The 23,204-nt window shown below is 67.1% G+C and carries 27 protein-coding genes; 14 read left to right on the top strand and 13 right to left on the bottom strand.

What is annotated here, in order from left to right:
* Positions 1 to 101 precede the first annotated feature (101 nt).
* The 3 genes from WDM91_15420 to WDM91_15430 all read left to right on the top strand — a co-directional run bounded on the left by WDM91_15420 (position 102) and on the right by WDM91_15430 (position 3,173).
* On the top strand, positions 102 to 722 hold the full coding sequence (locus WDM91_15420; protein ID MEI9995984.1) for a class I SAM-dependent methyltransferase: 621 nt from the start codon (positions 102 to 104) through the stop codon (positions 720 to 722).
* Between the two features lie 37 nt (positions 723 to 759).
* A complete protein-coding gene (locus WDM91_15425; protein ID MEI9995985.1) occupies positions 760 to 1,242 on the top strand; it encodes a DUF4188 domain-containing protein in 483 nt (160 codons plus the stop codon).
* A gap of 110 nt (positions 1,243 to 1,352) precedes the next feature.
* Positions 1,353 to 3,173: a DUF885 family protein gene (locus tag WDM91_15430; GenBank protein ID MEI9995986.1), complete on the top strand. Its 1,821-nt coding sequence runs from the start codon at positions 1,353 to 1,355 to the stop codon at positions 3,171 to 3,173.
* 159 nt (positions 3,174 to 3,332) lie between these two features.
* On the opposite strand, the gene WDM91_15435 is transcribed toward WDM91_15430, so the two are convergent.
* From WDM91_15435 to WDM91_15470, 8 genes are all read right to left on the bottom strand, one after another.
* Positions 3,333 to 3,707, bottom strand: coding sequence for a VOC family protein (locus tag WDM91_15435; GenBank protein MEI9995987.1), 375 nt, complete (start codon positions 3,705 to 3,707; stop codon positions 3,333 to 3,335).
* On the bottom strand, positions 3,704 to 4,282 hold the full coding sequence (locus tag WDM91_15440) for a hypothetical protein (GenBank protein ID MEI9995988.1): 579 nt from the start codon (positions 4,280 to 4,282) through the stop codon (positions 3,704 to 3,706). The genes WDM91_15435 and WDM91_15440 overlap by 4 nt, the downstream gene beginning before the upstream one ends.
* A gap of 2 nt (positions 4,283 to 4,284) precedes the next feature.
* Positions 4,285 to 4,911, bottom strand: coding sequence for a glutathione S-transferase family protein (locus tag WDM91_15445; protein MEI9995989.1), 627 nt, complete (start codon positions 4,909 to 4,911; stop codon positions 4,285 to 4,287).
* Positions 4,912 to 4,994: 83 nt separating this feature from the next.
* A complete protein-coding gene (locus WDM91_15450) occupies positions 4,995 to 5,459 on the bottom strand; it encodes a molybdopterin-dependent oxidoreductase (GenBank protein ID MEI9995990.1) in 465 nt (154 codons plus the stop codon).
* Between the two features lie 4 nt (positions 5,460 to 5,463).
* Complete coding sequence (locus WDM91_15455; protein ID MEI9995991.1) at positions 5,464 to 6,072, bottom strand: GNAT family N-acetyltransferase; 609 nt, start codon at positions 6,070 to 6,072, stop codon at positions 5,464 to 5,466.
* 2 nt (positions 6,073 to 6,074) lie between these two features.
* The gene (locus WDM91_15460) at positions 6,075 to 7,250 is read right to left on the bottom strand and encodes a VWA domain-containing protein (protein MEI9995992.1); all 1,176 of its coding nucleotides are present in this window, start codon (positions 7,248 to 7,250) and stop codon (positions 6,075 to 6,077) included.
* Between the two features lie 79 nt (positions 7,251 to 7,329).
* A complete protein-coding gene (locus WDM91_15465) occupies positions 7,330 to 7,944 on the bottom strand; it encodes a hypothetical protein (protein MEI9995993.1) in 615 nt (204 codons plus the stop codon).
* A gap of 170 nt (positions 7,945 to 8,114) precedes the next feature.
* Positions 8,115 to 8,975 carry a MoxR family ATPase gene (locus WDM91_15470; protein ID MEI9995994.1) on the bottom strand — a complete coding sequence of 287 codons (861 nt, stop codon included), beginning with the start codon at positions 8,973 to 8,975 and terminating at the stop codon, positions 8,115 to 8,117.
* Positions 8,976 to 9,076: 101 nt separating this feature from the next.
* On the opposite strand from WDM91_15470, the gene WDM91_15475 reads away from it, so the two are divergent.
* The 9 genes from WDM91_15475 to WDM91_15515 all read left to right on the top strand — a co-directional run bounded on the left by WDM91_15475 (position 9,077) and on the right by WDM91_15515 (position 17,549).
* A complete protein-coding gene (locus tag WDM91_15475) occupies positions 9,077 to 10,900 on the top strand; it encodes a tetratricopeptide repeat protein (GenBank protein ID MEI9995995.1) in 1,824 nt (607 codons plus the stop codon).
* A gap of 40 nt (positions 10,901 to 10,940) precedes the next feature.
* Positions 10,941 to 11,327 carry a hypothetical protein gene (locus tag WDM91_15480; protein ID MEI9995996.1) on the top strand — a complete coding sequence of 129 codons (387 nt, stop codon included), beginning with the start codon at positions 10,941 to 10,943 and terminating at the stop codon, positions 11,325 to 11,327.
* A gap of 16 nt (positions 11,328 to 11,343) precedes the next feature.
* On the top strand, positions 11,344 to 11,751 hold the full coding sequence (locus WDM91_15485; GenBank protein MEI9995997.1) for a hypothetical protein: 408 nt from the start codon (positions 11,344 to 11,346) through the stop codon (positions 11,749 to 11,751).
* A 10-nt stretch (positions 11,752 to 11,761) separates the two neighbouring features.
* On the top strand, positions 11,762 to 12,868 hold the full coding sequence (locus WDM91_15490) for a hypothetical protein (GenBank protein MEI9995998.1): 1,107 nt from the start codon (positions 11,762 to 11,764) through the stop codon (positions 12,866 to 12,868).
* 106 nt (positions 12,869 to 12,974) lie between these two features.
* Positions 12,975 to 14,489, top strand: a complete 1,515-nt coding sequence (locus WDM91_15495; protein ID MEI9995999.1) for a YifB family Mg chelatase-like AAA ATPase — start codon at positions 12,975 to 12,977, stop codon at positions 14,487 to 14,489.
* A 60-nt stretch (positions 14,490 to 14,549) separates the two neighbouring features.
* Entirely contained in the window at positions 14,550 to 14,768 is a 219-nt protein-coding gene (locus tag WDM91_15500; GenBank protein ID MEI9996000.1) for a hypothetical protein, read from the top strand.
* An 81-nt stretch (positions 14,769 to 14,849) separates the two neighbouring features.
* Entirely contained in the window at positions 14,850 to 15,620 is a 771-nt protein-coding gene (modA, locus tag WDM91_15505; GenBank protein MEI9996001.1) for a molybdate ABC transporter substrate-binding protein, read from the top strand.
* A gap of 163 nt (positions 15,621 to 15,783) precedes the next feature.
* Positions 15,784 to 15,993: a DUF3311 domain-containing protein gene (locus WDM91_15510; protein ID MEI9996002.1), complete on the top strand. Its 210-nt coding sequence runs from the start codon at positions 15,784 to 15,786 to the stop codon at positions 15,991 to 15,993.
* The gene (locus WDM91_15515) at positions 15,990 to 17,549 is read left to right on the top strand and encodes a sodium:solute symporter (protein ID MEI9996003.1); all 1,560 of its coding nucleotides are present in this window, start codon (positions 15,990 to 15,992) and stop codon (positions 17,547 to 17,549) included. Before WDM91_15510 ends, WDM91_15515 begins: the two co-directional genes overlap by 4 nt.
* 4 nt (positions 17,550 to 17,553) lie before the next feature.
* Here the strand turns inward: WDM91_15515 and WDM91_15520 are convergent, their stop codons facing one another.
* Together WDM91_15520 and WDM91_15525 are read right to left on the bottom strand one after the other, a co-directional pair.
* On the bottom strand, positions 17,554 to 17,757 hold the full coding sequence (locus tag WDM91_15520) for a hypothetical protein (protein MEI9996004.1): 204 nt from the start codon (positions 17,755 to 17,757) through the stop codon (positions 17,554 to 17,556).
* Between the two features lie 62 nt (positions 17,758 to 17,819).
* Positions 17,820 to 18,122 carry a hypothetical protein gene (locus WDM91_15525; protein MEI9996005.1) on the bottom strand — a complete coding sequence of 101 codons (303 nt, stop codon included), beginning with the start codon at positions 18,120 to 18,122 and terminating at the stop codon, positions 17,820 to 17,822.
* Positions 18,123 to 18,298: 176 nt separating this feature from the next.
* Between WDM91_15525 and WDM91_15530 the strand changes: the two genes are divergently transcribed.
* Positions 18,299 to 19,372, top strand: coding sequence for a histidine kinase dimerization/phosphoacceptor domain -containing protein (locus WDM91_15530; protein ID MEI9996006.1), 1,074 nt, complete (start codon positions 18,299 to 18,301; stop codon positions 19,370 to 19,372).
* The gene (locus WDM91_15535; GenBank protein MEI9996007.1) at positions 19,372 to 19,575 is read left to right on the top strand and encodes a hypothetical protein; all 204 of its coding nucleotides are present in this window, start codon (positions 19,372 to 19,374) and stop codon (positions 19,573 to 19,575) included. The genes WDM91_15530 and WDM91_15535 overlap by 1 nt, the downstream gene beginning before the upstream one ends.
* A gap of 24 nt (positions 19,576 to 19,599) precedes the next feature.
* Here the strand turns inward: WDM91_15535 and lspA are convergent, their stop codons facing one another.
* From lspA to WDM91_15550, 3 genes are read right to left on the bottom strand one after another with little or no spacing between them, the layout of a single operon-like run.
* Entirely contained in the window at positions 19,600 to 20,097 is a 498-nt protein-coding gene (lspA, locus tag WDM91_15540; protein MEI9996008.1) for a signal peptidase II, read from the bottom strand.
* The gene (gene polA / locus WDM91_15545) at positions 20,084 to 22,981 is read right to left on the bottom strand and encodes a DNA polymerase I (protein ID MEI9996009.1); all 2,898 of its coding nucleotides are present in this window, start codon (positions 22,979 to 22,981) and stop codon (positions 20,084 to 20,086) included. The genes lspA and polA overlap by 14 nt, the downstream gene beginning before the upstream one ends.
* Positions 22,978 to 23,154 carry a zinc-finger domain-containing protein gene (locus WDM91_15550; GenBank protein ID MEI9996010.1) on the bottom strand — a complete coding sequence of 59 codons (177 nt, stop codon included), beginning with the start codon at positions 23,152 to 23,154 and terminating at the stop codon, positions 22,978 to 22,980. Before WDM91_15550 ends, polA begins: the two co-directional genes overlap by 4 nt.
* Between the last annotated feature and the right edge of the window lie 50 nt (positions 23,155 to 23,204).

Consider the following 23,204-nt stretch of genomic DNA (forward strand, 5'->3'; position numbering starts at 1 on the left):
GCTATAAGCGGTTGATCAATAGAGGCATGCCGTCGAAGACCCTCGAACCCGGATCAATAAATATAGGGAACCGCTGCGACGGTTCGCTTATAGGTGACGCCATGGGCTTCTACGCGCGCCACATCCTGCCGCGGCTGCTCGATGCCGCGATGTCGACCAAGCCGATCACCTACCAGCGGCGCAAGGTCGTGCCGCGGGCGGAGGGCCGGGTGCTCGAAGTCGGATTCGGCGCCGGCCACAACCTGCCGTTCTATGACCCCGCCAGGGTCGAAAGCATCTGGGCCCTGGAGCCGGCGGCGGAGATGCGGGCGCGGGCGGGCGAGCGGGCCGCCGCGTCGCCCATTCCGCTCGAATTCCTCGGCCTGCCCGGCGAGCACATTCCGCTGGACGCGCAAGCGGCGGACACGATCCTGATCACCTATACGCTGTGCACCATTCCCGACGTCGCGAAAGCGCTGGGCGAGATGCGCCGGGTGCTCAAACCCGCCGGCCGGATGATCTTCTGCGAGCATGGCGCGGCGCCCGATGCGGCGGTGCGGCGCTGGCAGCGCCGGCTTACGCCCCTGTGGAAACGGATCGGCGGCGGCTGTCACCTCGACCGGCCGATTCCCGACCTGATACGGGACGGCGGCTTCATTATCGACGACATGGAGACGATGTATTTACCCGGCACCGCGCAGATTGCGGGCTTCAATTATTGGGGCAGTGCCTCCAAGGCGTGACCGGTCGCGCTGGGAGACCGCGCCCGGGAGTCGCCACATGGAACATCCGACCACCGTCGTTCCGGGCCGCATGACGGCCGCGTTCGACAAGCCCGTCGTCCTCTTCCTGATCGGCATGCGCTTCAACAAGCTGCGCAACTTCCCCAAATTCCTGTGGTTCGCGCGCACCATGCCGTCGATGCTGGCGGAGCTGGAGAAGAAGCCCGAGGCGGGGCTTCTGTGGTACCGGCAATGGATCTCCTATCCGAACCTGATGGTGCAGCAATATTGGGAGAGCTTCGACAAGCTGCTGGCCTATTCGAACGACAAGGGCGCGCTGCACAGTCCCGCCTGGGGCCGCTATATGCGCGAACTGGCGGGTGAGCCGTCGCTCGGCATCTGGCACGAGACCTATCTGGTCGAGCCCGGCCGCAACGAGTGCATCTACAGCAACATGCCGCCCTTCGGCCTGGGGGCCGCGACCGCGCTGACCAAAGCGGAAGGACGTCTCGCCGCCGCGAAGCAGCGCTTGGCCGCCTAGTTCGTGCCCATGCCGGGTACGCGCACGGGAACGTGAAGCGGCGCGGGGCTTGCTCCCTTGTCGAGTGCCGGGGCACTGCCTAGCTTTCGGTCAAGCCCGAGGGATATGCCATGCTGAGCCGCCGTTCCGTCCTCAAATCGGGCGCCGCCAGCGCCGCCGCCGTGGCCCTGATGCGTCCAGCTTTCGCCGCCGATCCCACGCCCAGCGCGACGCTGAACGCGCTGTTCGACACGTTCATAGACGAGAATCTTGACGTGTCCCCGACCTTCGCGACCGCCCTGGGCGTCGATACCGGCAAGCGGGCGCACCAGAAGAGCGAGGTCGACGACGCCTCGCTCGCCGGCATCGCGCGCCAGCAGGCGCAGACGGCCAGCCAGCTGGCGCGGCTCAAGGCCTTCGACCGCAATTCGGTCGGCGGCGACGACCAGGTCAGCTATGACGTGGTGCTGTTCGGCCTGCAGACCCAGGCCGATGCCAATGCGCGCTATGCCTATGGCGGCGGCCGCGCCGGGGCGCCCTATGTGATCAGCCAGCTCGGCGGCCTCTACAATGGCGCGCCGTCCTTCCTCGACAATCAGCATACGATCGAGAGCAAGGCGGATGCCGATGCCTATCTTGCACGCCTCGACGTGCTCGCGACACGGCTCGACCAGGAAGCCGACGTCGTACGCCACGACGTGGCACTGGGCGTCGTGCCGCCCGACTTCGCGCTCGACAAGACACTGATCCAGATGAAGGCGCTGCGCGCCTTCGCGCCCGATGCCGCGCCGCTGACGCAATCGGTGGTCCGGCGGACGAAGGAGAAGAATATTCCCGGCGACTGGCAGACGCCGGCGGCGAAGATCCTGCGCGACAAGGTCTACCCGGCGCTCGACCGTCAGATCGCATTGATGACGCAGCTGCGCACCAAGGCGACGCATGACGCGGGCGTCTGGAAGCTTCCCGACGGCGAGGCCTATTACCGCGACAGCCTGCTGCAGTGGACGACCTCGAGCATGAGTCCGGCGCAGATCCACCAGACCGGCCTCGACATCATCCAGGACCACAGCGCCCGGATCGACGCGCTGATGCGGGCGCAGGGCATGACGAGCGGCACGGTGGGACAGCGGCTGCGCGCGCTCTATGACGATCCGAAGATGCTCTATCCCAATACCGACGCGGGCAAGGAACAGCTGATCGCCGACCTCAATGTGAAGGTCGCGACGGTGCGGGCGAAGCTGCCGGGCTATTTCGGCGTGTTGCCCAAGGCGGACGTCCTGATCAAGCGCGTGCCCAAGGAGATCGAGACGTCGCAGGCCGGCGGCTATTACAATTCGCCGTCGCTCGACGGGAAGATTCCCGGCATCTACTGGATCAACCTGCGCGACACCGCCGAGCAGCCGCGCTGGCTGCTGCCGACCCTGACCTATCATGAGAGCATTCCCGGCCATCATCTGCAGTTGTCGATCCAGCGCGAGGCGAAGATGCCGCTGATCCGGCGGGTCTCGTATTTCTCGTCCTTTATCGAAGGCTGGGCGCTCTATGCCGAGCAGCTGGCCGACGAGATGGGGATGTATGACGACGATCCCTTCGGCCGCATCGGCTTCCTGCACGACGCGATGTTCCGTGCGGTGCGGCTGGTCGTCGACAGCGGCCTGCATGCGATGAAATGGAGCCGCGAGCAGGCGATCACGTTCATGGTCGACACGCTGGGCGACCAGGAGGCGTCGGCGGTCTCGGAGACCGAGCGCTATTGCGTGGAGCCGGGCCAGGCCTGCGGCTACATGCTGGGCAAGCTCACCCTGCTGGCGGCGCGCAAGAAGGCGCAGGACGCGCTGGGCGGCAAGTTCGACATCCGCAGCTTCCACGACGCGATGCTGATCGGCGGTGCGGTGCCGCTGGCGATGGTGGACCCCATGGCGGACCGCTATGTCGCCAGCCGGAAGGGTTAGAGAGGCGCGCGACCCAATCAAGCACGGATGTCATCCCGGCCAAGCGATGCGTGAGCATCGCGCAGAGCCGGGACCCATCGCGACACTTGCGCAATGGGTCCCGGCTCTCGCTGCGCTCGGCCGGGATGACATTGCGGCACGAACCGCGCGCGACTCGCGCTACGTCGGAAACGCGACTGCTTCGAGCTTGTTGCCGTCGGGATCGAAGACGAAGGCGCCGTAATAGGTCGTCATCGCCGCCTGGCGCGGCCCGGGCGCGCCGGCATCGGCACCGCCCTGTGCCAACGCCGCGGCATGGAAGGCGCGCACCGCGTCTTCGCTGCGGGTACGCAGGCAGATATGCACGCCGGTCGTGGCGGGGACCGGTGCCAGCCCGGCGCGCAGATTGATCCAGAATTCGGGATAGGCCTTGCCGAAGCCGACCGTCGCTGCACGCGTCACGAGCCTGGTGAGGCCGAGCGGCGCGAGGACCGCCTCGTAGAACGCAGCGCTGCGCGCCAGGTCCGCGACCGCGACGGAGACGTGGTCGATCATGGTGCAGGCTCGAAACTGGTCGCCCAGGCCGCGGTTTCCGCATCGCCGAGGCCCAGCGTGGCGCGGAGGCCTTCGCCGTTCAGGGTGTGAACCTCGCCGATCAGCGCGATCCCCTTGCCGGGGAAGAACAGCACGAAGCCCTGCCAGGCCGAGGGAAGGTCGCGGTAGCGGCCATGGGCTTGGAAGATGCGATAGAGCCGGCCCGAGGCAGTGCGCGCCGAGAGCCGCACGTCGACCGAAAAACCGCCCTGCGGGAAACGGTCCGAGAGATAGGCGTTCACCAGCCCCGTCGCCGCGGTGTCGGGATCGGGAACGAGATCGGTCGTCGCGCTCCATACGATGCTGCGCTCGCCAGAGGCGCCATGCGCGGGCGTGCCGGGCGCGAATTTGAACACGACGAAGACATGCGCGGCGTCGGACTGCTCTTTCTCGATGGTGAAGGCGCGGTCGGGCGGCGCCGCCATCGCGATGGAGAAGACGCCGCCCGGCGCGGTATAGCGCCCGGCCGTCTGGGCGGCCGCACCGGTGGCGAGCAGGCAAAGTCCTGCCACGGCCAACGGCGCGACGCCGCGCATCGCTAGCGGCTCATCAGGGCGTATTCGCCGCCCTTCTCGATGCCGCGCCGATAGGCCGGACGGTCCTGCAGGCGGGCGCGGTATTCGACGAGCTCGGCATAGGGCTCGAGCCGCGCGCCGGCGGCTTCGAGCACGAACAGCATCTGCACGTCGGCGCCGGTCAGGTCGTTGCCGACGAGGAAATCGCGGCCTTTGATGCCCGCTTCCAGATAGGCGAGGTTGTTGGCGATCTCGCTGTCGACCCGCGGCTTCAGCAGCGCGGCGGCGTCGCCCAGCATGCCGGTATAGAGCGCCATCAGCAGCGGCAGCATCGCGGAGCCCTCCGCGTAATGCATCCATTCGATGTAGCGCCAGTAATCGTCGGTGCCGGGCTTCGGCTTGAAGCGGCCCTTGCCATAAGTATCGATCAGATATTCGACGATGGCGCCGGATTCCGCGATCGTCTTGCCGCCATCGGTGATCACCGGCGATTTGCCGAGCGGATGCACCGCCTTGAGCTCCGGCGGCGCGAAGGGCACGGGCGACATGCGCTGGTATTTCACGATCTCGTAGGGCGTCCCCAGCTCCTCCAGGAGCCAGAGGATGCGCTGCGAGCGCGAATTGTTGAGATGATGGACCTGGATGGTCATGGCGCTTCCCCGTAGGTGTTCTGCGCGACAGGGGAACAGGATTGCCGGGTCCGCGCAATACGGGCCGCGTCGGACGGACGGGCCTACTGCACCTCGATATCGGTGACGTCGCGCACCTCGCGCGCCGCCTTCAGATCGCCGGGCACGATCAGGCGCGGCTGCGCCAGCTTCTGGCCGTCCTGCTCGGTGGCGAGGATGACCTGGCCATTGCCGAGCTCGGGATGGATCTCGCCCAGGCTGACGATGGTGGCGTATTGATCGGCGGCCGCGGACACCAGGATCGCATGGCGCAGGATGGCGTGGCGGTTCGGCCCGTTCTCGAGCCCCGCAGCGTTGACGAGGGTCCACAGCAGCACGCCGTGGAAGGTGCCGGTGAAGGCGCCCTTCTCGGTCTTCTGGTCGACCGTCACGTCGATGGCCGGCATGGCGCGCAGCTGGGCCATGGTGAAGCTGGCGGGATGCTGGACATGGCCGCCGAGGACGATGCCGTCCGCACAGGCGGGGGCGGCAAACAGAAACGCCAGCAGCAGCGCGGCGATCGTCTTCATGGCCTCATGCCCGCGGTTCGCGCCACATCGGCCAGAGGGTCGGGCCGCCGGGGATCTTGATCTCGCCGGTCACTTCGAAGCCGAAGCTGCGATAGATCGGCAGGTTCGTGTCCTTGCTGGATTCGAGATAGCACGGCATGCGCGCGGCGTCGGCGACGGCGAGCTGCCGGCGCATGATGCGGCTGCCGAAGCCCTTGCCCTGTTTGTCCGGATCGGTGCCGATGGTCTGCAGATACCAGTTCGGCTTGTGCGGGTGGGCCTTTTCGATCCGGTCCATCGTGGCCATCACGTTGAACACGCCGCCGCCGAAGGTGCGCAGCAGCTCGGGTGCGTTGACGATGTATTGCCAGAACGGCACGCGCCACAGATCCGGCGGCCGCCACAGCGCCACCGCCTCATAGCCCTCGGTCACGAAACAGGCGCCGTAAGGCAGGCCGAGCTTGAAGAGCAGCCGGAACATCCGCGGCAGCGCCCCGGCCCGCGTCGCCGGATCGGGCAGCAGATGGATGGCCACCGGATCGTCGTGGAAGGCGCGCCCCAGCGTCGCGGCGAGCGGCCCGGCATCGGCCCAGCTCGCAGCGCGGACTGTCGTGGCGTCGGCCCGCGCGCTCATGCCTACCGGTTCAATTCCCGCATCGCGTTGTCGAGGCCGCCCAGGGTCAGGGGATACATGCGGCCGCCCAAGAGCTGCTGCATCAAGGCGATCGACGGAGTGTACTCCCAGTGCTTCTCCGCCACCGGGTTCAGCCACACCGCATGCTCGAACAGAGTGGTCACGCGGTCGAGCCAGACCGCGCCCGGCTCCTCGTTCCAGTGCTCGACGCTGCCGCCGGGATAGGTGACCTCATAAGGGCTCATCGTCGCGTCGCCGACGAAGATGACCTTGTAGTCCTTCGGATATTTGTGGAGCACGTCCCAGGTCGGGATCTTCTCGTTGTGGCGGCGGCGATTGTCCTTCCAGACGTCCTCATAGAGGCAGTTGTGGAAGTAGTAGAAATCCATGTGCTTGAATTCGGTCTTGGCGGCGCTGAACAGCTCCTCGCAGAGCTTGATGTGCGCGTCCATCGAGCCGCCGATGTCGAAGAACAGCAGCACCTTCACCGTGTTGTGGCGCTCGGGCACCAGGCGCAGATCGAGATAGCCCTTGTTGGCGGTGTCGGCGATCGTGCCGGGCATGTCGAGCTCGGTCTCGGCGCCCTGGCGGGCCCATTTGCGCAACCGGCGTAGCGCCACCTTGATGTTGCGGGTGCCGAGTTCGACGGAGTCGTCGAGGTTCTTGTATTCGCGCTTGTCCCAGACCTTCACCGCCTTGCCGTGGCGCGACTTGTCCTGGCCGATGCGCACGCCTTCGGGATTGTAGCCGCCGTTGCCATAAGGCGACGTGCCGCCGGTGCCGATCGCCTTGTTGCCCTTCTCGTGGCGCTTCTTCTGTTCCTCGAGGCGTTCCTTGAGCTGCGCCATCAGCTTGTCCCAGCCGCCGGCCGCCTCGATCGCCTTCTTCTCCTCCTCGGTGAGGAATTTCTCGGTCAGGGCTTTCAGCCACTCTTCCGGGATCTGCGCGATGAGCGAGCCGTCGAGCCCTTCGAGCCCCTTGAAAACATGGCCGAAGACGCGGTCGAACTTGTCGAGATTGCGCTCGTCCTTCACCAGCGCGGTGCGCGACAGGTAGTAGAAATCGTCGATCTTCATGTCGATGACGCCCTTGTCCAAGGCATCCATCAGCGCGAGATATTCCTTCAGCGTGACGGGGATCTTGGCGGCGCGGAGCTCGTCGAAGAACTGGAAGAACATGGGAACCTTCCGGGCAGGCGATAGCGGTTGGGCAAGTGTAGCGCGCGCCGCGGCAAGGGGCCAAGTGGGCGCAAAACCGCTATTTCGCGGGCGTCGGCGGAGGAGCGGACACAGCAGGGGGCGCCTTGGCGACATGTGCCAGGGCTTCGGCATAGACGGCGTCGAGGAAGGCGCGCTGGGCGTCGTCGTCGCGCGGGGTGGCGAACTCGACCGTGGCCTCCAGCGCCCAGCTTCCGATCGTGCCGCTGGAGAACAGGATGCGGTAGTGGCCGGATTCCAGCGCGCCGGTCTCGTAGGTGCGGGTGTAGATGGGCAGCGGGGCCTTGCCGCCGCCGAGCTTGAGGGCGCCTTCGCCGATCAGCTTGCTGCCGGTGCCTTCCTGCTCGGTGAATTCCTGCGCCAGCGCCGTCTTGGGATCATAGGCGCCCTTGAGCGGCGTCAGGGTGATGGTGCCATAGACGCCGTCGCGCGCCGAATAGGCGCAGAAATCCGAGCCGATCGAGGGATCGCGCTCGCCATAGGCGTCGCGCTCGAACCGCCCGATATATTGCGGGCAGACGAAGCCCGAGGCGGTGTGCAGCTTGGCCTCGTCGCCCGCGTCCTTGAAGGTGTCGATATCGGTGGTCTGGGCGAGGGCTGGCGCGGCCGCGAAAGCCAGCACGGCCAGGGCGAGGCGGAGCGAGGTCGGCATCATGCAGCGTTTCCGGCGTTGGTCGCGGCCGATCCTATCAGATGTCGGCACAGCAGCGGAAAAGATGGCGGTCCCCGATGGAATGGCGGCCGCGCGACCTTTCCTTCCCACCCTGGATGAAGCGACGCCAAGCTCCGGTTGTCATCCCCGGCCGAACGGAAATCGCTCCAGCTTTAGTTCCGGCTTTCGCGCCGCGCCAGGAAGGCCAGGCGCTCGAACAGGTGCACGTCCTGCTCGTTCTTGAGCAGCGCGCCGTGCAGCGGCGGGATCAGCTTGGTCGGATCCTTTTCCTTCAGCGCTTCCGGCGGGATGTCTTCGTTCAGCAGCAGCTTCAGCCAGTCGAGCAGCTCGCTGGTCGACGGCTTCTTCTTGAGGCCGGGCACGTCGCGGATCTGGTAGAAGACGTTGAGCGCCTCGCTCACCAGCTTCTGCTTGATGCCCGGATAGTGCACGTCGATGATCTTCTGCATCGTCTCGCGCTCGGGGAACTTGATGTAGTGGAAGAAGCAGCGGCGCAGGAAGGCGTCCGGCAGCTCCTTCTCGTTGTTCGAGGTGATGAGGATGATCGGGCGCACCGCGGCCTTGATCGTCTCGCCGGTCTCGTAGACGAAGAACTCCATGCGGTCGAGCTCGAGCAGCAGGTCGTTGGGGAATTCGATGTCGGCCTTGTCGATCTCGTCGATCAGCAGGACGGGGCGGGCGGCCTGGGTCTCGAAGGCCTCCCACAGCTTGCCCTTGCGGATATAGTTCTTGACGTCCTTGACGCGCGCATCGCCGAGCTGGCTGTCGCGCAGGCGCGTCACCGCATCGTACTCGTAGAGGCCCTGGATCGCCTTGGTGGTCGACTTGACGTGCCAGGTGATCAGCGGCGCCTTCATCGCGTCGGCGACCTGAAAGGCGAGTTCCGTCTTGCCGGTGCCCGGCTCGCCCTTGATCAGGAGCGGACGCTCCAGCGTGATGGCGGCGTTGACGGCGATCTTCAGATCGTCCGTCGCGACATAAGTGTCGGTACCTTCAAAACGCTGGCGAGCCATGAGATCTCTCGTTTAGGAAATAGCGGAAGGTAAAGCGTAGGTTGCGGCGGCAGGCGGCGCAAGGGTGCGCCGGCCCAGGCCGTTTGCACGAACGGGGCAGCATGAGCGGACCGCCGGACAGCCAGATCGCCGCGCCCATCGCGCAGGCCATCGCCCTGATGAACCAGGGTCAATGGGCCTTCGCCGAGACGGTGTTGACGCAGGTGCTGCGCCAGCGGCCGGGCGAGCCGGACGGGCTGCAGCTGCTGGGCCTGGTCCGCGCCAACCAGGGACGGCTCGGCGAGGCCGAGGCACTCTATCGCCGATCGCTGGCGGCCAAGCCGAAGCAGCCGCATGTGCAGATCAATCTCGGCAAGCTGCTGGCGATGACCGGCCGGGCGGCGGAGGGCATCGCGCTGCTCCGTGCCGTGGTGCGCGCCCATCCGGACAATGTCGATGCGCTGGTCGTGCTGGGCCAGGCGCAGAACGAAGCGGGCGATACGGTGTTCGCCGAGAAGAACCTGCGCGCCGCGCTGGCACGCGCCCCGGGCGACCTGACCGCGGCGCTCAGCCTCGGCTCGCTGCTGAGCGAGACGGAGCGGCCGGCGGAAGGCGAGGCCGTCCTGCGCGACGCCTTGAAGCGCGACGCGCCCGCCGGAATGCGCGCGGCGCTGGAACACAATCTGGGCGTCGCGCTCAAGATGCAGAAACGCCATGCGGAGGCGCTCGCGGCGTTCGACGCGGCGATCGCGCGGATGCCCGACCTGCCGCTCGCCGAATACAACCGTGCCAACACCTTGCTGCATCTGGGACGCGACGGCGAAGCCGTGGCGGGCTATCGCCGCTATCTGGTGCGCGATCCGGCGAACGTCGCGGTGCATCACGAGCTGAACGCGCTGCTCTACCGCATGGGCGACGACGCCGCCTTCCTCGAATCCTTCGCCGCATCGCCGCCGCATGCGGCGGCGCTGCTGCCGCACAAGGGCGGCCTGCTGATCCGCGTCGGGCGCTTCGAAGAGGCGCTCGATTGCTTCGAGCGGACCGTGGGGCGCGATGCGGGCAATCCCGAGGCGCATAACGGCAAAGGCTTGGCGCTGGCGGGACTGGGACGGCTGGACGACGCGATCGTCGCGTACGAGACATCACTGGCGCTGCGGCCGGACGATGTGCCGACCACGACCAATCTCGCCTGCCTGATGTTGCGGGTGGGAGAGGACCGGCGGGCTCTCGCCCTGACCGAGCAGGCTGTGGCGCGCGCGCCTTTCGACCAGGCGGCGCTGGGCGCGCATGAACTGGCGCTGCGGGTGAATCGCGATCCGCGCGCGGCGTGGCTGGCCGATTACGAGCGGCATGTGCAGGTCTTCGATCTCGCGCCGCCGGACGGCTTCGCGGACATGGCCGCGTTCAACACGGCGTTGAACCGGCATCTCGACACGCTGCATCGCGACCGGCGCGAGCATATCGACCAGACGTTGCGGCGCGGCACGCAGACCATCGAGCCGCTGTTCGACGGCGACAATCCGCTGATCCTCGCCTTGCGCGAGCGCATAGAGGCGGCGACGACACGCTATATCGCGCAGATGGACGACGGCGGGGCACACCCGCTGACCTCGCGCCGTGCGGAGGGATTTCGCTTCGCCGGCTCGTGGTCGTCGCGCCTGCACGACGAGGGCTTCCACACCAACCACGTCCATCCCAAGGGCTGGATCAGCTCCTGCTATTATGTGGAGGTGCCGGCCGCCGCCGAGGATCCGCAGGCGCAGCAGGGCTGGATCAAATTCGGCGAACCGACTTTCAACACGTCGCTGAACGACCCGGTGCGGCGGACCGTGAAGCCCGTGCCGGGACGGCTCGTGCTTTTTCCTTCCTATATGTGGCACGGCACGGTGCCGTTCCGCGCGCCGACGGCCCGCACCACCATCGCCTTCGACGCGATTCCCCGCTAATTTGGCGCGGTGCAGGGAGAAACCGATGGAAGGGGCTCTGGTGGTCGCATGGCTTGTCGCCGTGGCGGCAGGCGTGATCTTGGACTTGCTCGTCATGCCGGCCTTGGGCGCCGGACCGCAGCAGAGCCTGCGCGTCCATCCGGATCCCGATCCCCGGGCAGCGTCGGCGCTGTTCATCGAATGGACCCTGCTCGTCCATGCCATGGCCGGCGTCGTCATCGTGGCGTGCGCCCTCAGCGACGTGCGCGACATCGCGATGGGGCTTCAGATCGGCGTGCTGGTCTGGCTCGTCGTGCCTTGCCTGATTCTCATACTCAACGGCCTGTTCGCCCGGCTCGATAGCGGCATCGCATTCGCCTATGGCTTGGGGAGCCTGGCGCGACTGGAACTGGCAGGCCTTGCCGCCGGCTATGTGCTGTCGCCATGAGCAGCGGGGAGGCCGGATGACCTGGACATTGGCGGCGGCCGCATTCGGCGCGGGGACGGTGGGCGTGTTCACCGATTGGCTGTTCATGGGGCTGCTGTTCCACGACGCCTATGACCGTTTTCCCGAAGTCTGGCGCTCCGGCATCCGCGACGGCACCGAGCGCCGGGCGATCCTCTGGTCGAGCGTCCTGGGCTATGTGACGAGCGGCGGCGTGGTGGCGCTCTGCGCGGCGGCGAACGCCCGCGGAATCGCGGCGGGACTTGCAATCGCGGTGCTGGCCTGGATCGCCGGACCGCTGGTGGTCCTCGCGGTCAACGGCTTTTTCATCAAGCTGGATGCAAAGATCACCTTCGCCCATAGTCTCGGCTGGCTGGCGCGCATGGCGATCGCCGGAGCCGCTGCGGGGTACGCTCTTTCCATGTAACGAGGCTGCAATGACCAGATTCAAATGGTTTGCGTTGCTTGGCGTTGCGTTTGCGTTGTCGTCCTCTTCCAGCGGTGCGCCGGCACCGACGCCCGACCGGATGGCATGGGACGTCTTCCTCCAGATGACGGCGCCGGCGAGCACGCCGCGTGCCAAGGCCGTCGCCTTCGAGACCTGGGCGGCGGACGACGATATCTACACCGCGACGCCGCACTGGCCGGCCCATGCCGGATTGCGGACGCTGCGGCGCAGTCTCGCGGCGCAAGCGGAAGACATCGCGGTGCATGCGGCGCCGGCCGCGGATTGCCTGCCGAAGGACGGCAAGGCGGGGAATTTCCCGCCCGGCGCCTGCATCGGCGAGGAGGTGCAGCACAACCGGCCGGTCTACGACTACATCGTCCGCAACGGGCTCTACACCACGGCGGGCCTGCAGAAGGCTTATGCGGACGGGATGGGCATCGACTTCCCCGGGGACGCCATCGTGGTGAAGGCCGATTGGGTGCTGGTCGGCGACATCCTTCGCTGGCTGCCGCAAGCCTACAAGACCGCCGACGACGTCCGCCGCGCCTATTACACCAACATCGCGACGATGAACGGACGCAGCGGCGAATACGCGCTCGCCGGGATGTCGGTGCAGAGCAAGCAGCAACCCTATTGGGTGTGGTCGACCTTCGAGCATCGCAGCAATCCGGGGCGTTGCGACATCATCGGCTGCCATGACGATTTCGGCGCGATCGCCGCCGATGTGCCGTCGCGCGCAATGCCCAACACGGACTACGGCCCCTGCGCGAAGACGCCGGCCCTTGCGGCACTGCTGGCGGCGCACCGGATCGATGCGATCTGGAGCAATTACTGCCTCAAGGGGACGCAGGTGACGTTCGTCACGCCGGGCGGTCGGCCGACCATCCTCGCCAACTCGGTGATCGAGCGGATGAACAAGGGCGTCGCCGTGCCCGACACGTCCTGCATCACCTGCCACGCCTATGCCGCGTTCGACCGCCACGGCACGCCGAACTATGCGGCGCTGCCCGGGCGTCCGACGGGTGGGATCATCCCTTCCAAGCTGCATGGCTACAGGCAGCACGATTATCTCTGGGGGATCGTCGCGGCGCATTGATCGGCGGGCGGCGGCGCCTTTATGCTGCGGACGCAACGCTGCGTTGCAACCTGCGTTGCGTCCTTCCACTCGACCTGATCCGATCCCATGCGAGGGACCCGCCGCGATGACGCTTGCGCATGTCTATACCGTTGCGTTCCAGGGCATCGAGGCTCGCGAGGTCGACGTCCAGGTCCATATCGGCGAAGGCGGCGGCGGGATCTTCAACATCGTCGGGCTCGGCGACAAGGCGGTCGCCGAGAGCAAGGAGCGGGTGCGTGCGGCGCTGGCCGCGATCGGCCTGGCGCTGCCCTATCAGCGCATCACGGTGAACCTCGCGCCGGCCGACCTGCCCAAGGAGGGCAGCCACTACGACCTGCCGATCGCCCTCGGGCTCCTGGCGGCGCTGGGCGTGCTGCCGGCCAGCGAGCTCGCGAACTATGTCGCGCTGGGCGAGCTGTCGCTCGATGCGCAGGTCGCGCCGGTGGCCGGCGTGCTGCCGGCGGCGCTCGCGGCGGCAGAGCAGAGCCGCGGGCTCATCTGTCCCGCCGCGTGCGGCGCCGAAGCGGCCTGGGCCGGCGATGTCGAGATCATCGCCGCGCCGTCGGTGATCGCGCTGGTCAATCACATGAAGGGCGTCGCGGTGCTCAACCGGCCGGCGGCGCGGCTGGCCGAGGACGACGTCCGCGCCCCGGACCTGCGCGACGTGAAGGGTCAGGAGACCGCCAAGCGCGCGGTCGAGATCGTCGCCGCCGGCGGACACAACCTGCTGATGATCGGACCGCCCGGCGCCGGCAAGTCGATGCTGGCGCAGCGCCTGCCGGGCCTTCTGCCGCCGCTCGACGCGCGCGAAGCGCTCGAATTGTCGATGGTGCAGAGCCTGGCGGGCGAATTGCCGGACGGGACGATCTCGCGGCGGCGGCCCTTCCGCAATCCGCATCACTCCGCGTCGATGGCGGCGCTGACCGGCGGCGGGCTGCGCGTCAAGCCGGGCGAGGTGAGCCTCGCGCATCTGGGCGTCCTCTTCCTCGACGAGCTTCCCGAATTCCAGCGCGGCGTGCTCGATTCGCTGCGCCAGCCGATCGAGACCGGTGAGGCGGTGGTGGCGCGCGCCAATGCGCATGTGCGCTTTCCGGCGCGCTTCCAGCTCGTCGCCGCGATGAATCCCTGCCGCTGCGGCTATCTGAGCGATCCGGCGCAGGCCTGCGGCCGGGCGCCGAAATGCGCCGTGGACTACCAGTCGCGGATCTCCGGTCCGCTGTTCGACCGCATCGACGTGCATGTGGAGGTCGCGAGCGTCTCGGCCGCGGACCTCGCCCTGCCGCCACCCGCGGAAGGCAGTGCCGAGGTCGCGAAACGCGTCGCCAAGGCGCGGGACATCCAGCGCGCACGCTATGAAGGCAAGGGCATACGCACCAACGCGGAAGCCGAAGGCGAACTACTCGACCAGGTCGCGGGGCCCGACGCGGCAGGGGCGCGGCTCCTCGCCGAGGCGGCGGATGTCATGCGGCTGACGGCGCGGGGCTATCATCGCGTGCTGCGCGTGGCCCGCACCATTGCCGACCTTGCGGGCCTGGAGCGCGTGGGCCGGCCGCATATCGCCGAAGCGCTGTCCTATCGGCGGATCGTGCAGCCGCGCTGACGGGAACCTTCGCAGATGCCGTCCGTTGCGTCCTTGGTCCACGAGACGATGCGGGGAATCATGCGCGGTTTGACGGTATTGGGAGTCGTGCTCGTCGTGCTGGGTGTCGGTGCGCTGCTGTTCGGGCATTTCAGCTACAGCGAAACCAAGCCCGTGCTGAGCGCGGGACCGATCCAGGTCAATTCGCAGGAGGACCACACGGTCTGGATTCCGACCGCGGCGGGAATCATCGTGATCCTGGCCGGGCTGGGCATGGTGTTCGCGGGACGCCGCGCCTGAACCCGGCGCAAACCCTTGGCGATCTCGACTCGTGATACCCCTTGCGATATCACGATGGGCGATTTCAGCCGGGGAATTTCCATGACATTCGGACGGTTTTTGCGCGCGGGCTTCGCGGCCGCATTGCTGGTTCTCGCGCCGGTCGCGGCGCAGGCCGGGATCACGGTGTTCGCGGCGGCATCGCTGACCGATGCGCTGGGCGATGTCGGCAAGGCCTATAAGGCGAAGACCGGCAACGACGTCGTGTTCTCCTTCGCCGCGTCGTCCGTGCTGGCCAAGCAGATCGAGGCCTCGGGCGGCGCCGACGCCTTCCTGTCGGCCGACACCGACTGGATGGATTATCTCGACAAGAAGGGCCTGATCGCGCCGGGCACGCGCAAGACCCTGCTGGGCAATCATCTCGTGCTGGTCGCGCCGGCGGACCAGGCCGTCGCCATCGTCATCGCGCCGCATTTCGATCTGCTGGGCGCGCTCAAGGGCGGCAAGCTGGCGGTGGCCGATCCGGCTTCGGTGCCGGCCGGCAAATATGCCAAGGCGGCACTGACCCAGCTCGGCGTGTGGGACAGCGTTTCGGGCCAGCTCGCGCCGGGCGAGAATGTGCGTGCCGCCCTCGCCTATGTCGCGCGAGGCGAGGCGCCGCTCGGCATCGTCTACACGACCGATGCGCTGGCCGAGAAAAAGGTGCACATCGTCGCGACCTTCCCGGACGGGACGCACGCGCCGATCGTCTATCCCGCCACGCTGGTCAAGGACGGCAAGCCGGAAGCGCAGGCCTTCCTCGCCTTCCTGTCCGGGCCCGAAGCGCGTGCGATCTTCGAGAAGGACGGCTTCGTCATCCTCGGCAGCCCATAGCGCGCGGCTCGGTCTCGTGCGACTCCGCATGCCGCGTCCCCCGAGCGACGCGGCCGCATAGCGCCGCCGCCGGAGCACCTCATGACGCAGATGCGAAGGAGGCGCCACCTTGGCGGGCGCGCCTTCCTGCCTTAAGCATCTGGGCAAAGAACCGGGGGGACGCATGGCAGACAAACCGAAGCGCAGGGGGTTTCGCCCGCTCCATCTGCTGCTGCTCGTCCCCTATGCGGCGATCCTGTGGGTGCCGTCCTACAACCGCATCGAGCCGATGCTGGCCGGCATTCCCTTCTTCTACTGGTACCAGATGCTCTGGATCCTGCTCGGCGCCGCGGTGCTGATCCCGATCTATCTGTCGGAGGAGCGGGGCCAGTGAAGCAGAACGTCACCGCCATCGTCGTCTTCGTCGTCCTCTTCGCGTTCGTGACGATCATCGGCTTCTTCGCGGCGCGCTGGCGCCGCGGCGATCTCAACCAGCTCGCCGAGTGGGGCCTGGGCGGGCGGCGCTTCGGCACCGTTGTCACCTGGTTCCTCTTGGGCGGCGATCTCTACACCGCCTATACCTTCATCGCCGTGCCGGCGGTGCTGTTCGGCGCGGGCGCCACCGGGTTCTTCGCGGTGCCCTATACGATCCTCGTCTATCCCCTGCTCTTCGCGGTCTTCCCGCGGCTGTGGGCGGTGGCGCGCGCCAAGGGCTACGTCACGGCGGCGGATTTCGTGCGCGGGCGCTTCGGCAACGGCACGCTGGCGCTGGCGGTCGCGGTCACCGGCATCGTCGCGACCATGCCCTATATCGCGCTGCAGCTCGTCGGCATGGAGGTCGTGATCGCGGCGCTGGGGATCAAGATGGATGTCGCGATGCCGCTGCTGGGCACGGTCCACGACTTCCCGCTGGTGATCGCCTTCGTCGTGCTGGCGCTCTACACCTATTCGAGCGGCTTGCGGGCGCCGGCGCTGATCGCGGTGGTGAAGGACTTCCTGCTCTATGTGACGGTGATCGCCGCGATCATCATCATCCCGGCGGAGCTCGGCGGCTTCGGCAAGATCTTCGCCGCGGCCGATCCCAAGACCCTGATCCTGGGTCCGGCGACGGCCACCAGCCTGGGGCCGCAGGCGGGCTATGCGACCTTGGCGCTCGGCTCGACCCTGGCGCTGTTCCTCTATCCGCACGCGGTGACGGGATTGCTCAGCTCTTCGAGCCGGCATGTCGTGCGGCGCAACGCCGTCGTGCTGCCGGCCTATTCCTTCGCGCTGGGGCTGATCGCGCTGCTCGGCACGATGGCGGTGGCGGCCGGGGTGAAGGCGATGCCGGAATATGCCGCGGGCTTCAAAGCCTTCGGCAACAATTTCGCCGTCGCGGCGCTGCTCCTGCACATGTTCCCGAGCTGGTTCGCCGGCGTCGCCTTCGCGGCGATCGCGATCGGCGCGCTGGTGCCGGCCGCGATCATGTCGATCGCCTGCGCCAATCTCTTCACCCGCAACATCTACCGCGAATATATCGAGCCCAATTGCGATCCGGCGCGCGAGGCGCAGGTCGCCAAGATCGTCTCGCTGGTGGTCAAGCTGGGGGCGCTGTTCTTCGTGATCGAGCTGCCGACATCCTATGCGATCAGCCTGCAGCTGCTGGGCGGGATCATCATCATCCAGACCCTGCCGAGCGTGCTGTTCGGCCTCTATACCAACCGGCTCAATCCTTGGGCGCTGCTGGCGGGCTGGGGCGCCGGGATCGGCAGCGGCGTCTGGATGGCGAGCCAGCTTGCGCTGAAGACGCAGATCTATCCGCTGACGCTCTTCGGCTACACCTTCCCGTGCTATGCGGCGCTGTCGTCGCTCGTGCTCAACATCGCGGTGAGCGTGGCCCTGAGCTGGGTGTTCAATGCCGTGCTGCGCACCCCGCCCAGCGATGCGACGGCGGAGGCCGATTACGCGTGAGCGGTCAGGCGGCGTCCGGCACCCGGGCGGCGAGGCCGTCATGCGCGGGGTCGGGCAGCGCCGGCGTCACGTCGAACACGGCATAGCCGAGCGCGCGGAGCCGCTGGACCTGCGCCAAGGCCATGTCGGCCCCGTTGGGCACGACCATGACCACGACGCTCCAGGGCGCCTCGGGCCGGCGGTATCGGATCGTATAGGTGATGCTCATGGGAATGTTCCGGCGCGCCGTTCGACGCGCCGGATTTCCGTCGCCGTTGCGGGCGACGTGGTCTAGCGGGTCCGCCAGCCCTTGTCATGGTCGCGGGTGTGCTTCCAGCCGTGGAAATTGGCGCCGTGGCTGCGATAGTTCTGGTAGTCGTTCTGGTTCGCCCAGTTGTGCCAGTGATGCCCGGTATCCCAATAGCCGTCATTGTAGCCGAAGGCGACCGTGCCGATGTCGATCGACAGGGCACTGCCATGGCCGCTGTGGCGGTGGCTGTTGTCGCTGCCGAAATCGACGCGGGCGGCACTGGCCGCACCGGCGCTCAGCGCGACAGCAGCGGCGGCGAGCAACAGGCTCATCTTGTTCAACATTGTCTTTTCCTTGAGAGATGCCCGCGCGAGGTTCCGAAGGGAAATAGCGCAGGTTAGGGCGAGCGCCCGAAGCGCCGGCTCGCAGAGGGAACTCGCAGAACCGGCTTTCGATCCGCCGCGCTTTGCTATCGCCCGCACAAGAGCCTAGGGTCGCGGCGATTTCGGAAAGACAGACGTTGCAAAAGCTCTTCGAGCAGGTCGAAGACGCGCGTGCGCTCGCGCAGATCATCGTGGACACGGTGCGGGAGCCGGTGCTCGTACTGGACGAGGATTTCCGGATCCTGTTTGCAAGCGCCTCGTTTCGCACCGCGTTCCAGCTCGACCCAAGCGACGTGACCGACCGGCAATTGTTCGCGCTGGACGGCGGCGCCTGGGACATCCTGGCCCTGCGCGGCCTGCACGACGCCGTCGGGCGCCGGCAGGACATCGGCGCGCCCATCGAGATCGCGCACGACTTCCCGCGCATCGGTCACCGCGTCCTGCAGATGCACGCCCGCACCGTGGCGCACAAGCCGAATGCGCGGCCGGCCGTCATCCTGAACATCGAGGACATCACCGAGCGCCGCGCGGTCGAAATCGAGAAGGAGCAGCTGAAGCTCCAGGCCGACGAGCTGGTGCTGCACAAGGAGATGCTGCTGGAGGAGATGCAGCACCGCATCGTCAACAGCCTGCAGATCATCGCGAGCATCCTGATGCTGAAGGCCCGGGCGGTGAATTCGGAAGAGACGCGCCAGCATCTGCAGGACGCGCATCGCCGCGTGATCTCGGTCGCGGCGGTCCAGCGCCACCTGCACAGCACCGGCCGCGACGAGATGATCGAGATCAAGCCTTATCTGACCAAGCTTTGCGCCTCGCTGGCCGAGTCCATGATCGGCGAGGACCAGGCGGCGACGCTGACGGTCCTTGCCGATGCGGGCCAGTTTGCGTCGGCGGACGCTGTCAGCCTCGGTCTGATCGTGACCGAGCTCGTCATCAATGCGCTGAAATATGCCTTTCCCAGCCAGCCGGCCGATGCGGCGGTGACGGTCCGGTATGAGGTGAGCGGCGCCGACTGGAAGCTCACCGTCGGCGACAATGGCGTCGGGCGGCGCGACGGCGCCACGCCGGCCAAGGGCGGGCTCGGCACCAGCCTGGTGAGCGCGCTGGCCAACCAGCTCAATGCCAAGGTCGAAACGGAGAGTTCGCCGCAGGGCATGGTGGTGACCGTCACCCACACCACCTTCGTCTCGCGCTTTGCGCCGGTGGCGTGATGGACCGGATTCCGCGGGCCGACGAGCTGAGCGACGGCGAGATGAAGGCCCTGCGCGACGTCATCACGCGCAGCGTGATCCCCGTCGCGACCGTGCCGAAAGCGAGCCGCGAGCGCCTGATCGCGCTCGGCCTGATAACGGGCGGCATGGGCCTGCTGATGCCGACGCCGGCCGGGCGGATCGTCGCGCGGATGCTGCAATAGGCGGCCCGCAGCGCCGAAGCCGCTTCAGGCAGGCTTCGGATCGTCGCCGGTCAGGATCGTGTCCAGCGCGAGCAGGAGCACGCCCAGCGAGATGAAGATGTCGGCCGGGTTGCAGACGAAGAGCGGCCACGCGCCCAGGCGCAGCACCAGGAAATCGAACACCGCGCCATGGCTCAGGCGGTCGACCATGTTGCCCAGCGCGCCGCCGACGATCAGGCCCAGCCCGCCCGCGACGATCGGCTTGGAGGTGCGGAACGCCATCGCCGCGAAGATGAGAATGATGCCGGCCAGCAGCAAGGCCAGCACCGCGCTGCCGGCGGCGCCGCTCTGCCAGAACAGGTTGAACGAGACGCCGTGATTGCGGGCGTAGTGGGTCTCAGCCAGGCCCGGGATCAGGACGCGATCGTCCCAGTCATGGGCAAGGACCAGCCGCTTGATGGTGATGTCGAGCGCCGCGGCGGCCACGATGGCCGAGGCCGCGATCAGCCGCGGCTTTGTGAGATAGGAGCTAATGCGCAGCATCCCAATTCAGGGCCGCGCGGGCGTCGACGGTCAGCGGCACCGAGAGCTGGACCGCGGGCAGCGCCGCCTTTTCCATCACCGACTTCGCGATCGCCTGGGTCTTCTCGACCTCCGCGTCGGTCGCCTCGAAGATCAACTCGTCATGCACCTGCAGCAGCATGCGCGCCTTGAGCTTCTTCCCGGCCAGCGCGTCCGGCATGCGGACCATGGCGCGGCGGATGATGTCGGCGGCGGTGCCTTGGATCGGCGCGTTGATCGCGGCCCGCTCCGCCCCACCGCGATGCGCCGGCACCGGCGAGCGGATTTCGCGGATATGGACGCGGCGGCCGAACAGCGTCTCGACATAGCCGTGCTCGCGCGCGAAGGCCTTGGTCGCCTCCATGTAGTCGCGGATGCCGGGGAAGCGCAGGAAATATTTCTTGATGTAGTCGTCCGCCTCGCCCCGCGGGATCGAAAGCTGGTTGGCGAGGCCGAAGGCCGAGATACCGTAAACGATGCCGAAATTGATCGCCTTGGCGCGCCGCCGCGTCTCCGCCGGCATGCCCTTGATCGGGACCTGGAAGATTTCCGACGCGGTCATCGCGTGGATGTCGAGCTCCTCGGCGAAGGCCTTCTTCAATTGCGGGATGTCGGCGATATGCGCCAGGAGACGCAGCTCGATCTGGCTGTAGTCCGCGCTGATCAGCTTGGCGCCCTTCGGCGCGATGAAGGCCTGGCGGATGCGGCGGCCTTCCTCGGTGCGCACCGGGATGTTCTGCAGGTTGGGATCGGTCGAGGCGAGGCGGCCGGTCGACGTCGCGCCCATCGCGTAAGACGTGTGCACGCGGCCGGTCTTGGCATTGACGTAGGTCGGCAGCGCATCGGTGTAGGTGCCGCGCAGCTTGGCGAGGCCGCGCCACTCCAGGACGGTCTTGGCGATGGGATGGCCCTGGGCCGCGACGTCTTCCAGCACGTCGGAATCGGTCGACCAGGCGCCGGTCTTGGTCTTGCGCCCGCCTTCGAGCTTGAACTTGCCGAACAGGATGTCACCGAGCTGCTTGGGCGAGCCGATGTTGAATTCCTCGCCCGCGAGCTTGTGGATCTCGGTCTCCATCTTCGCCTGCGCCTTGGCGAAATCGTTGGAGAGGCGGCGCAGCATGTCGGGATCGATCATCACCCCGGCCCGCTCCATGTCGGCGAGCACGGTGACGAGGGGACGCTCCAGCGTCTCGTAGACCGTCACTTTCTTCTGGGCCGCCAGGCGCGCCTTCAGCAGCAGCCAGAGCCGTAGCGTGACGTCGGCATCCTCGCCCGAATAGCGCGTCGCGGCCTTCACCGGCACGCAGTCGAAGGTGACCTTGTCCTTCCCCTTGCCGGCGACATCGGCGAAGGAGATCGGCTTGTGGCTCAGATGCAGCTCCGACAGCTCGTCCATGCCGTGGCCGTGCAGGCCACCGTCGAGGACATAGGAGATCAGCATCGTGTCGTCGTAAGGCGCGACGCGGATGCCGCGCTGCGCGAAGATCAGGAAATCGTATTTGAGGTTCTGCGCGATCTTGAGGATCGACGGGTCTTCGAGCAGCGGCTTCAGCCGGGCCAGGACGTCCGCCTCGTCCATCTGCACGATGTCGCCGGCCTGGGCGAGGTCGAGGCCGTCGCCCTTGCGATGGCCGCAGGGGATGTAGCAGGCCTCGCCCGGCGCCACCGCCAGCGACACGCCGCACAAGCCGGCCACCATGGCATCCAGGCCCGTCGTCTCGGTGTCGACGCAGACATGGCCCTCCTCGCGGGCGCGCGCGATCCAGGCGTCGAGGTCCTTGGCGGTCGTGACCGTCTTGTAGGCGTCGAGGTCGATGGGCTTGAGGATCGCGGCACGATCCGCCACGGCGCCGACCTGGGATTCGACGGTCTGCGGCGTCTCCTTCTCCGCCTGCTTGACCACGCGGTTGGCGGCGGTGGCGGAGGGTTCGACCGTCGGTGCGATAGCTTCGGTGTCTTCGACACCGAAATGCGCCGCGACCCGCCTGGTGATGGAATTGAACTCCATCCCCTTGAGGAACGCGATCAGGGTCTGCGGCTCGGGGTCGTGGACCGCGAACCGGTCGATGGTCTCGGGATATTTCGCGTTGTCGTCGAGCGTCACCAGCCGCTTGGAGATGCGGGCGTTCTCGGCGTTCTCGATCAGGGTCTCGCGGCGCTTGGGCTGCTTGATCTCGCCGGCATGCGCCAGCAGGGTTTCGAGATCGCCGTACTGGTTGATCAGCTCGGCCGCGGTCTTGATGCCGATGCCGCGCACGCCGGGGACGTTGTCGACGCTGTCGCCGGCCAGGGCCTGGACCTCGATCACCTTCGACGGCGGGACGCCGAATTTCTCCATCACCTCGGCCGAGCCGATGCGCTTGTTCTTCATGGTGTCGAACAGTTCGACCTTGCCGTCCTCCACCAGCTGCATCAGGTCCTTGTCGGAGGAGATGATGGTGCAGCGCGCCCCGGCCTCGCGCGCCAGCCGCGCATAGGTCGCGATCAGGTCGTCGGCCTCGAAGCCGTCCTGCTCGACGCAGGAGACGCCGAAGGCGCGGGTCGCGTCGCGCACCAGCGGGAATTGCGGGATCAGGTCCTCCGGCGGCGGCGGACGGTTGGCCTTGTACTGGTCGTAGATCGTGTTGCGGAAGGTCACGGCGCCGGCGTCGAACACGACCGCCAGATGCGTCGGCGCATCCTCGCCCTTCATGTCCTCGAGGAGCTTCCACATCATGTTGCAGTAGCCGCTGACCGCGCCGACCGGCAGGCCGTCGGATTTGCGCGTGAGCGGGGGAAGCGCATGATAGGCGCGGAACAGATAGCCCGAGCCGTCGACCAGGTAGAGGTGATCGCCCGTCTGCAATGCCTTGACCGGCTTGCTCAATGCCGATGCGCTCCCGCCTTCAGGACGAATTTGCGGTCGCAATAGGGACATTCGACGAACGCCTCGTCCCCCATCTCGAGATAGACGCGGGGATGGCCGAGCGCGCCGCCGCTGCCGTCGCATTTGACACGGGTATCGTCGACTTCGATGATCTCGGGGGCTTCGATCGGCATGGCTTTCCCGCGGCTGATTTGGCAAGGCGGGCGGATCATACAAGTGCGCG

Origin of the sequence: Rhizomicrobium sp. (assembly GCA_037200385.1) — a bacterium.
Classification (GTDB): Bacteria; Pseudomonadota; Alphaproteobacteria; order Micropepsales; family Micropepsaceae; genus Rhizomicrobium.

Bases quoted from the DNA above. Each gene is read 5' to 3' on its own strand.
- WDM91_15420 (MEI9995984.1), top strand. From the start codon at position 102: ATGGGCTTCTACGCGCGCCACATCCTGCCGCGGCTGCTCGATGCCGCG.
- WDM91_15425 (MEI9995985.1), top strand. From the start codon at position 760: ATGGAACATCCGACCACCGTCGTTCCGGGCCGCATGACGGCCGCGTTC.
- WDM91_15430 (MEI9995986.1), top strand. From the start codon at position 1,353: ATGCTGAGCCGCCGTTCCGTCCTCAAATCGGGCGCCGCCAGCGCCGCC.
- WDM91_15435 (MEI9995987.1), bottom strand. From the start codon at position 3,707: ATGATCGACCACGTCTCCGTCGCGGTCGCGGACCTGGCGCGCAGCGCT.
- WDM91_15440 (MEI9995988.1), bottom strand. From the start codon at position 4,282: ATGCGCGGCGTCGCGCCGTTGGCCGTGGCAGGACTTTGCCTGCTCGCC.
- WDM91_15445 (MEI9995989.1), bottom strand. From the start codon at position 4,911: ATGACCATCCAGGTCCATCATCTCAACAATTCGCGCTCGCAGCGCATC.
- WDM91_15450 (MEI9995990.1), bottom strand. From the start codon at position 5,459: ATGAAGACGATCGCCGCGCTGCTGCTGGCGTTTCTGTTTGCCGCCCCC.
- WDM91_15455 (MEI9995991.1), bottom strand. From the start codon at position 6,072: ATGAGCGCGCGGGCCGACGCCACGACAGTCCGCGCTGCGAGCTGGGCC.
- WDM91_15460 (MEI9995992.1), bottom strand. From the start codon at position 7,250: ATGTTCTTCCAGTTCTTCGACGAGCTCCGCGCCGCCAAGATCCCCGTC.
- WDM91_15465 (MEI9995993.1), bottom strand. From the start codon at position 7,944: ATGATGCCGACCTCGCTCCGCCTCGCCCTGGCCGTGCTGGCTTTCGCG.
- WDM91_15470 (MEI9995994.1), bottom strand. From the start codon at position 8,975: ATGGCTCGCCAGCGTTTTGAAGGTACCGACACTTATGTCGCGACGGAC.
- WDM91_15475 (MEI9995995.1), top strand. From the start codon at position 9,077: ATGAGCGGACCGCCGGACAGCCAGATCGCCGCGCCCATCGCGCAGGCC.
- WDM91_15485 (MEI9995997.1), top strand. From the start codon at position 11,344: ATGACCTGGACATTGGCGGCGGCCGCATTCGGCGCGGGGACGGTGGGC.
- WDM91_15490 (MEI9995998.1), top strand. From the start codon at position 11,762: ATGACCAGATTCAAATGGTTTGCGTTGCTTGGCGTTGCGTTTGCGTTG.
- WDM91_15495 (MEI9995999.1), top strand. From the start codon at position 12,975: ATGACGCTTGCGCATGTCTATACCGTTGCGTTCCAGGGCATCGAGGCT.
- WDM91_15500 (MEI9996000.1), top strand. From the start codon at position 14,550: ATGCGCGGTTTGACGGTATTGGGAGTCGTGCTCGTCGTGCTGGGTGTC.
- modA (MEI9996001.1), top strand. From the start codon at position 14,850: ATGACATTCGGACGGTTTTTGCGCGCGGGCTTCGCGGCCGCATTGCTG.
- WDM91_15510 (MEI9996002.1), top strand. From the start codon at position 15,784: ATGGCAGACAAACCGAAGCGCAGGGGGTTTCGCCCGCTCCATCTGCTG.
- WDM91_15520 (MEI9996004.1), bottom strand. From the start codon at position 17,757: ATGAGCATCACCTATACGATCCGATACCGCCGGCCCGAGGCGCCCTGG.
- WDM91_15525 (MEI9996005.1), bottom strand. From the start codon at position 18,122: ATGTTGAACAAGATGAGCCTGTTGCTCGCCGCCGCTGCTGTCGCGCTG.
- WDM91_15535 (MEI9996007.1), top strand. From the start codon at position 19,372: ATGGACCGGATTCCGCGGGCCGACGAGCTGAGCGACGGCGAGATGAAG.
- lspA (MEI9996008.1), bottom strand. From the start codon at position 20,097: ATGCTGCGCATTAGCTCCTATCTCACAAAGCCGCGGCTGATCGCGGCC.
- WDM91_15550 (MEI9996010.1), bottom strand. From the start codon at position 23,154: ATGCCGATCGAAGCCCCCGAGATCATCGAAGTCGACGATACCCGTGTC.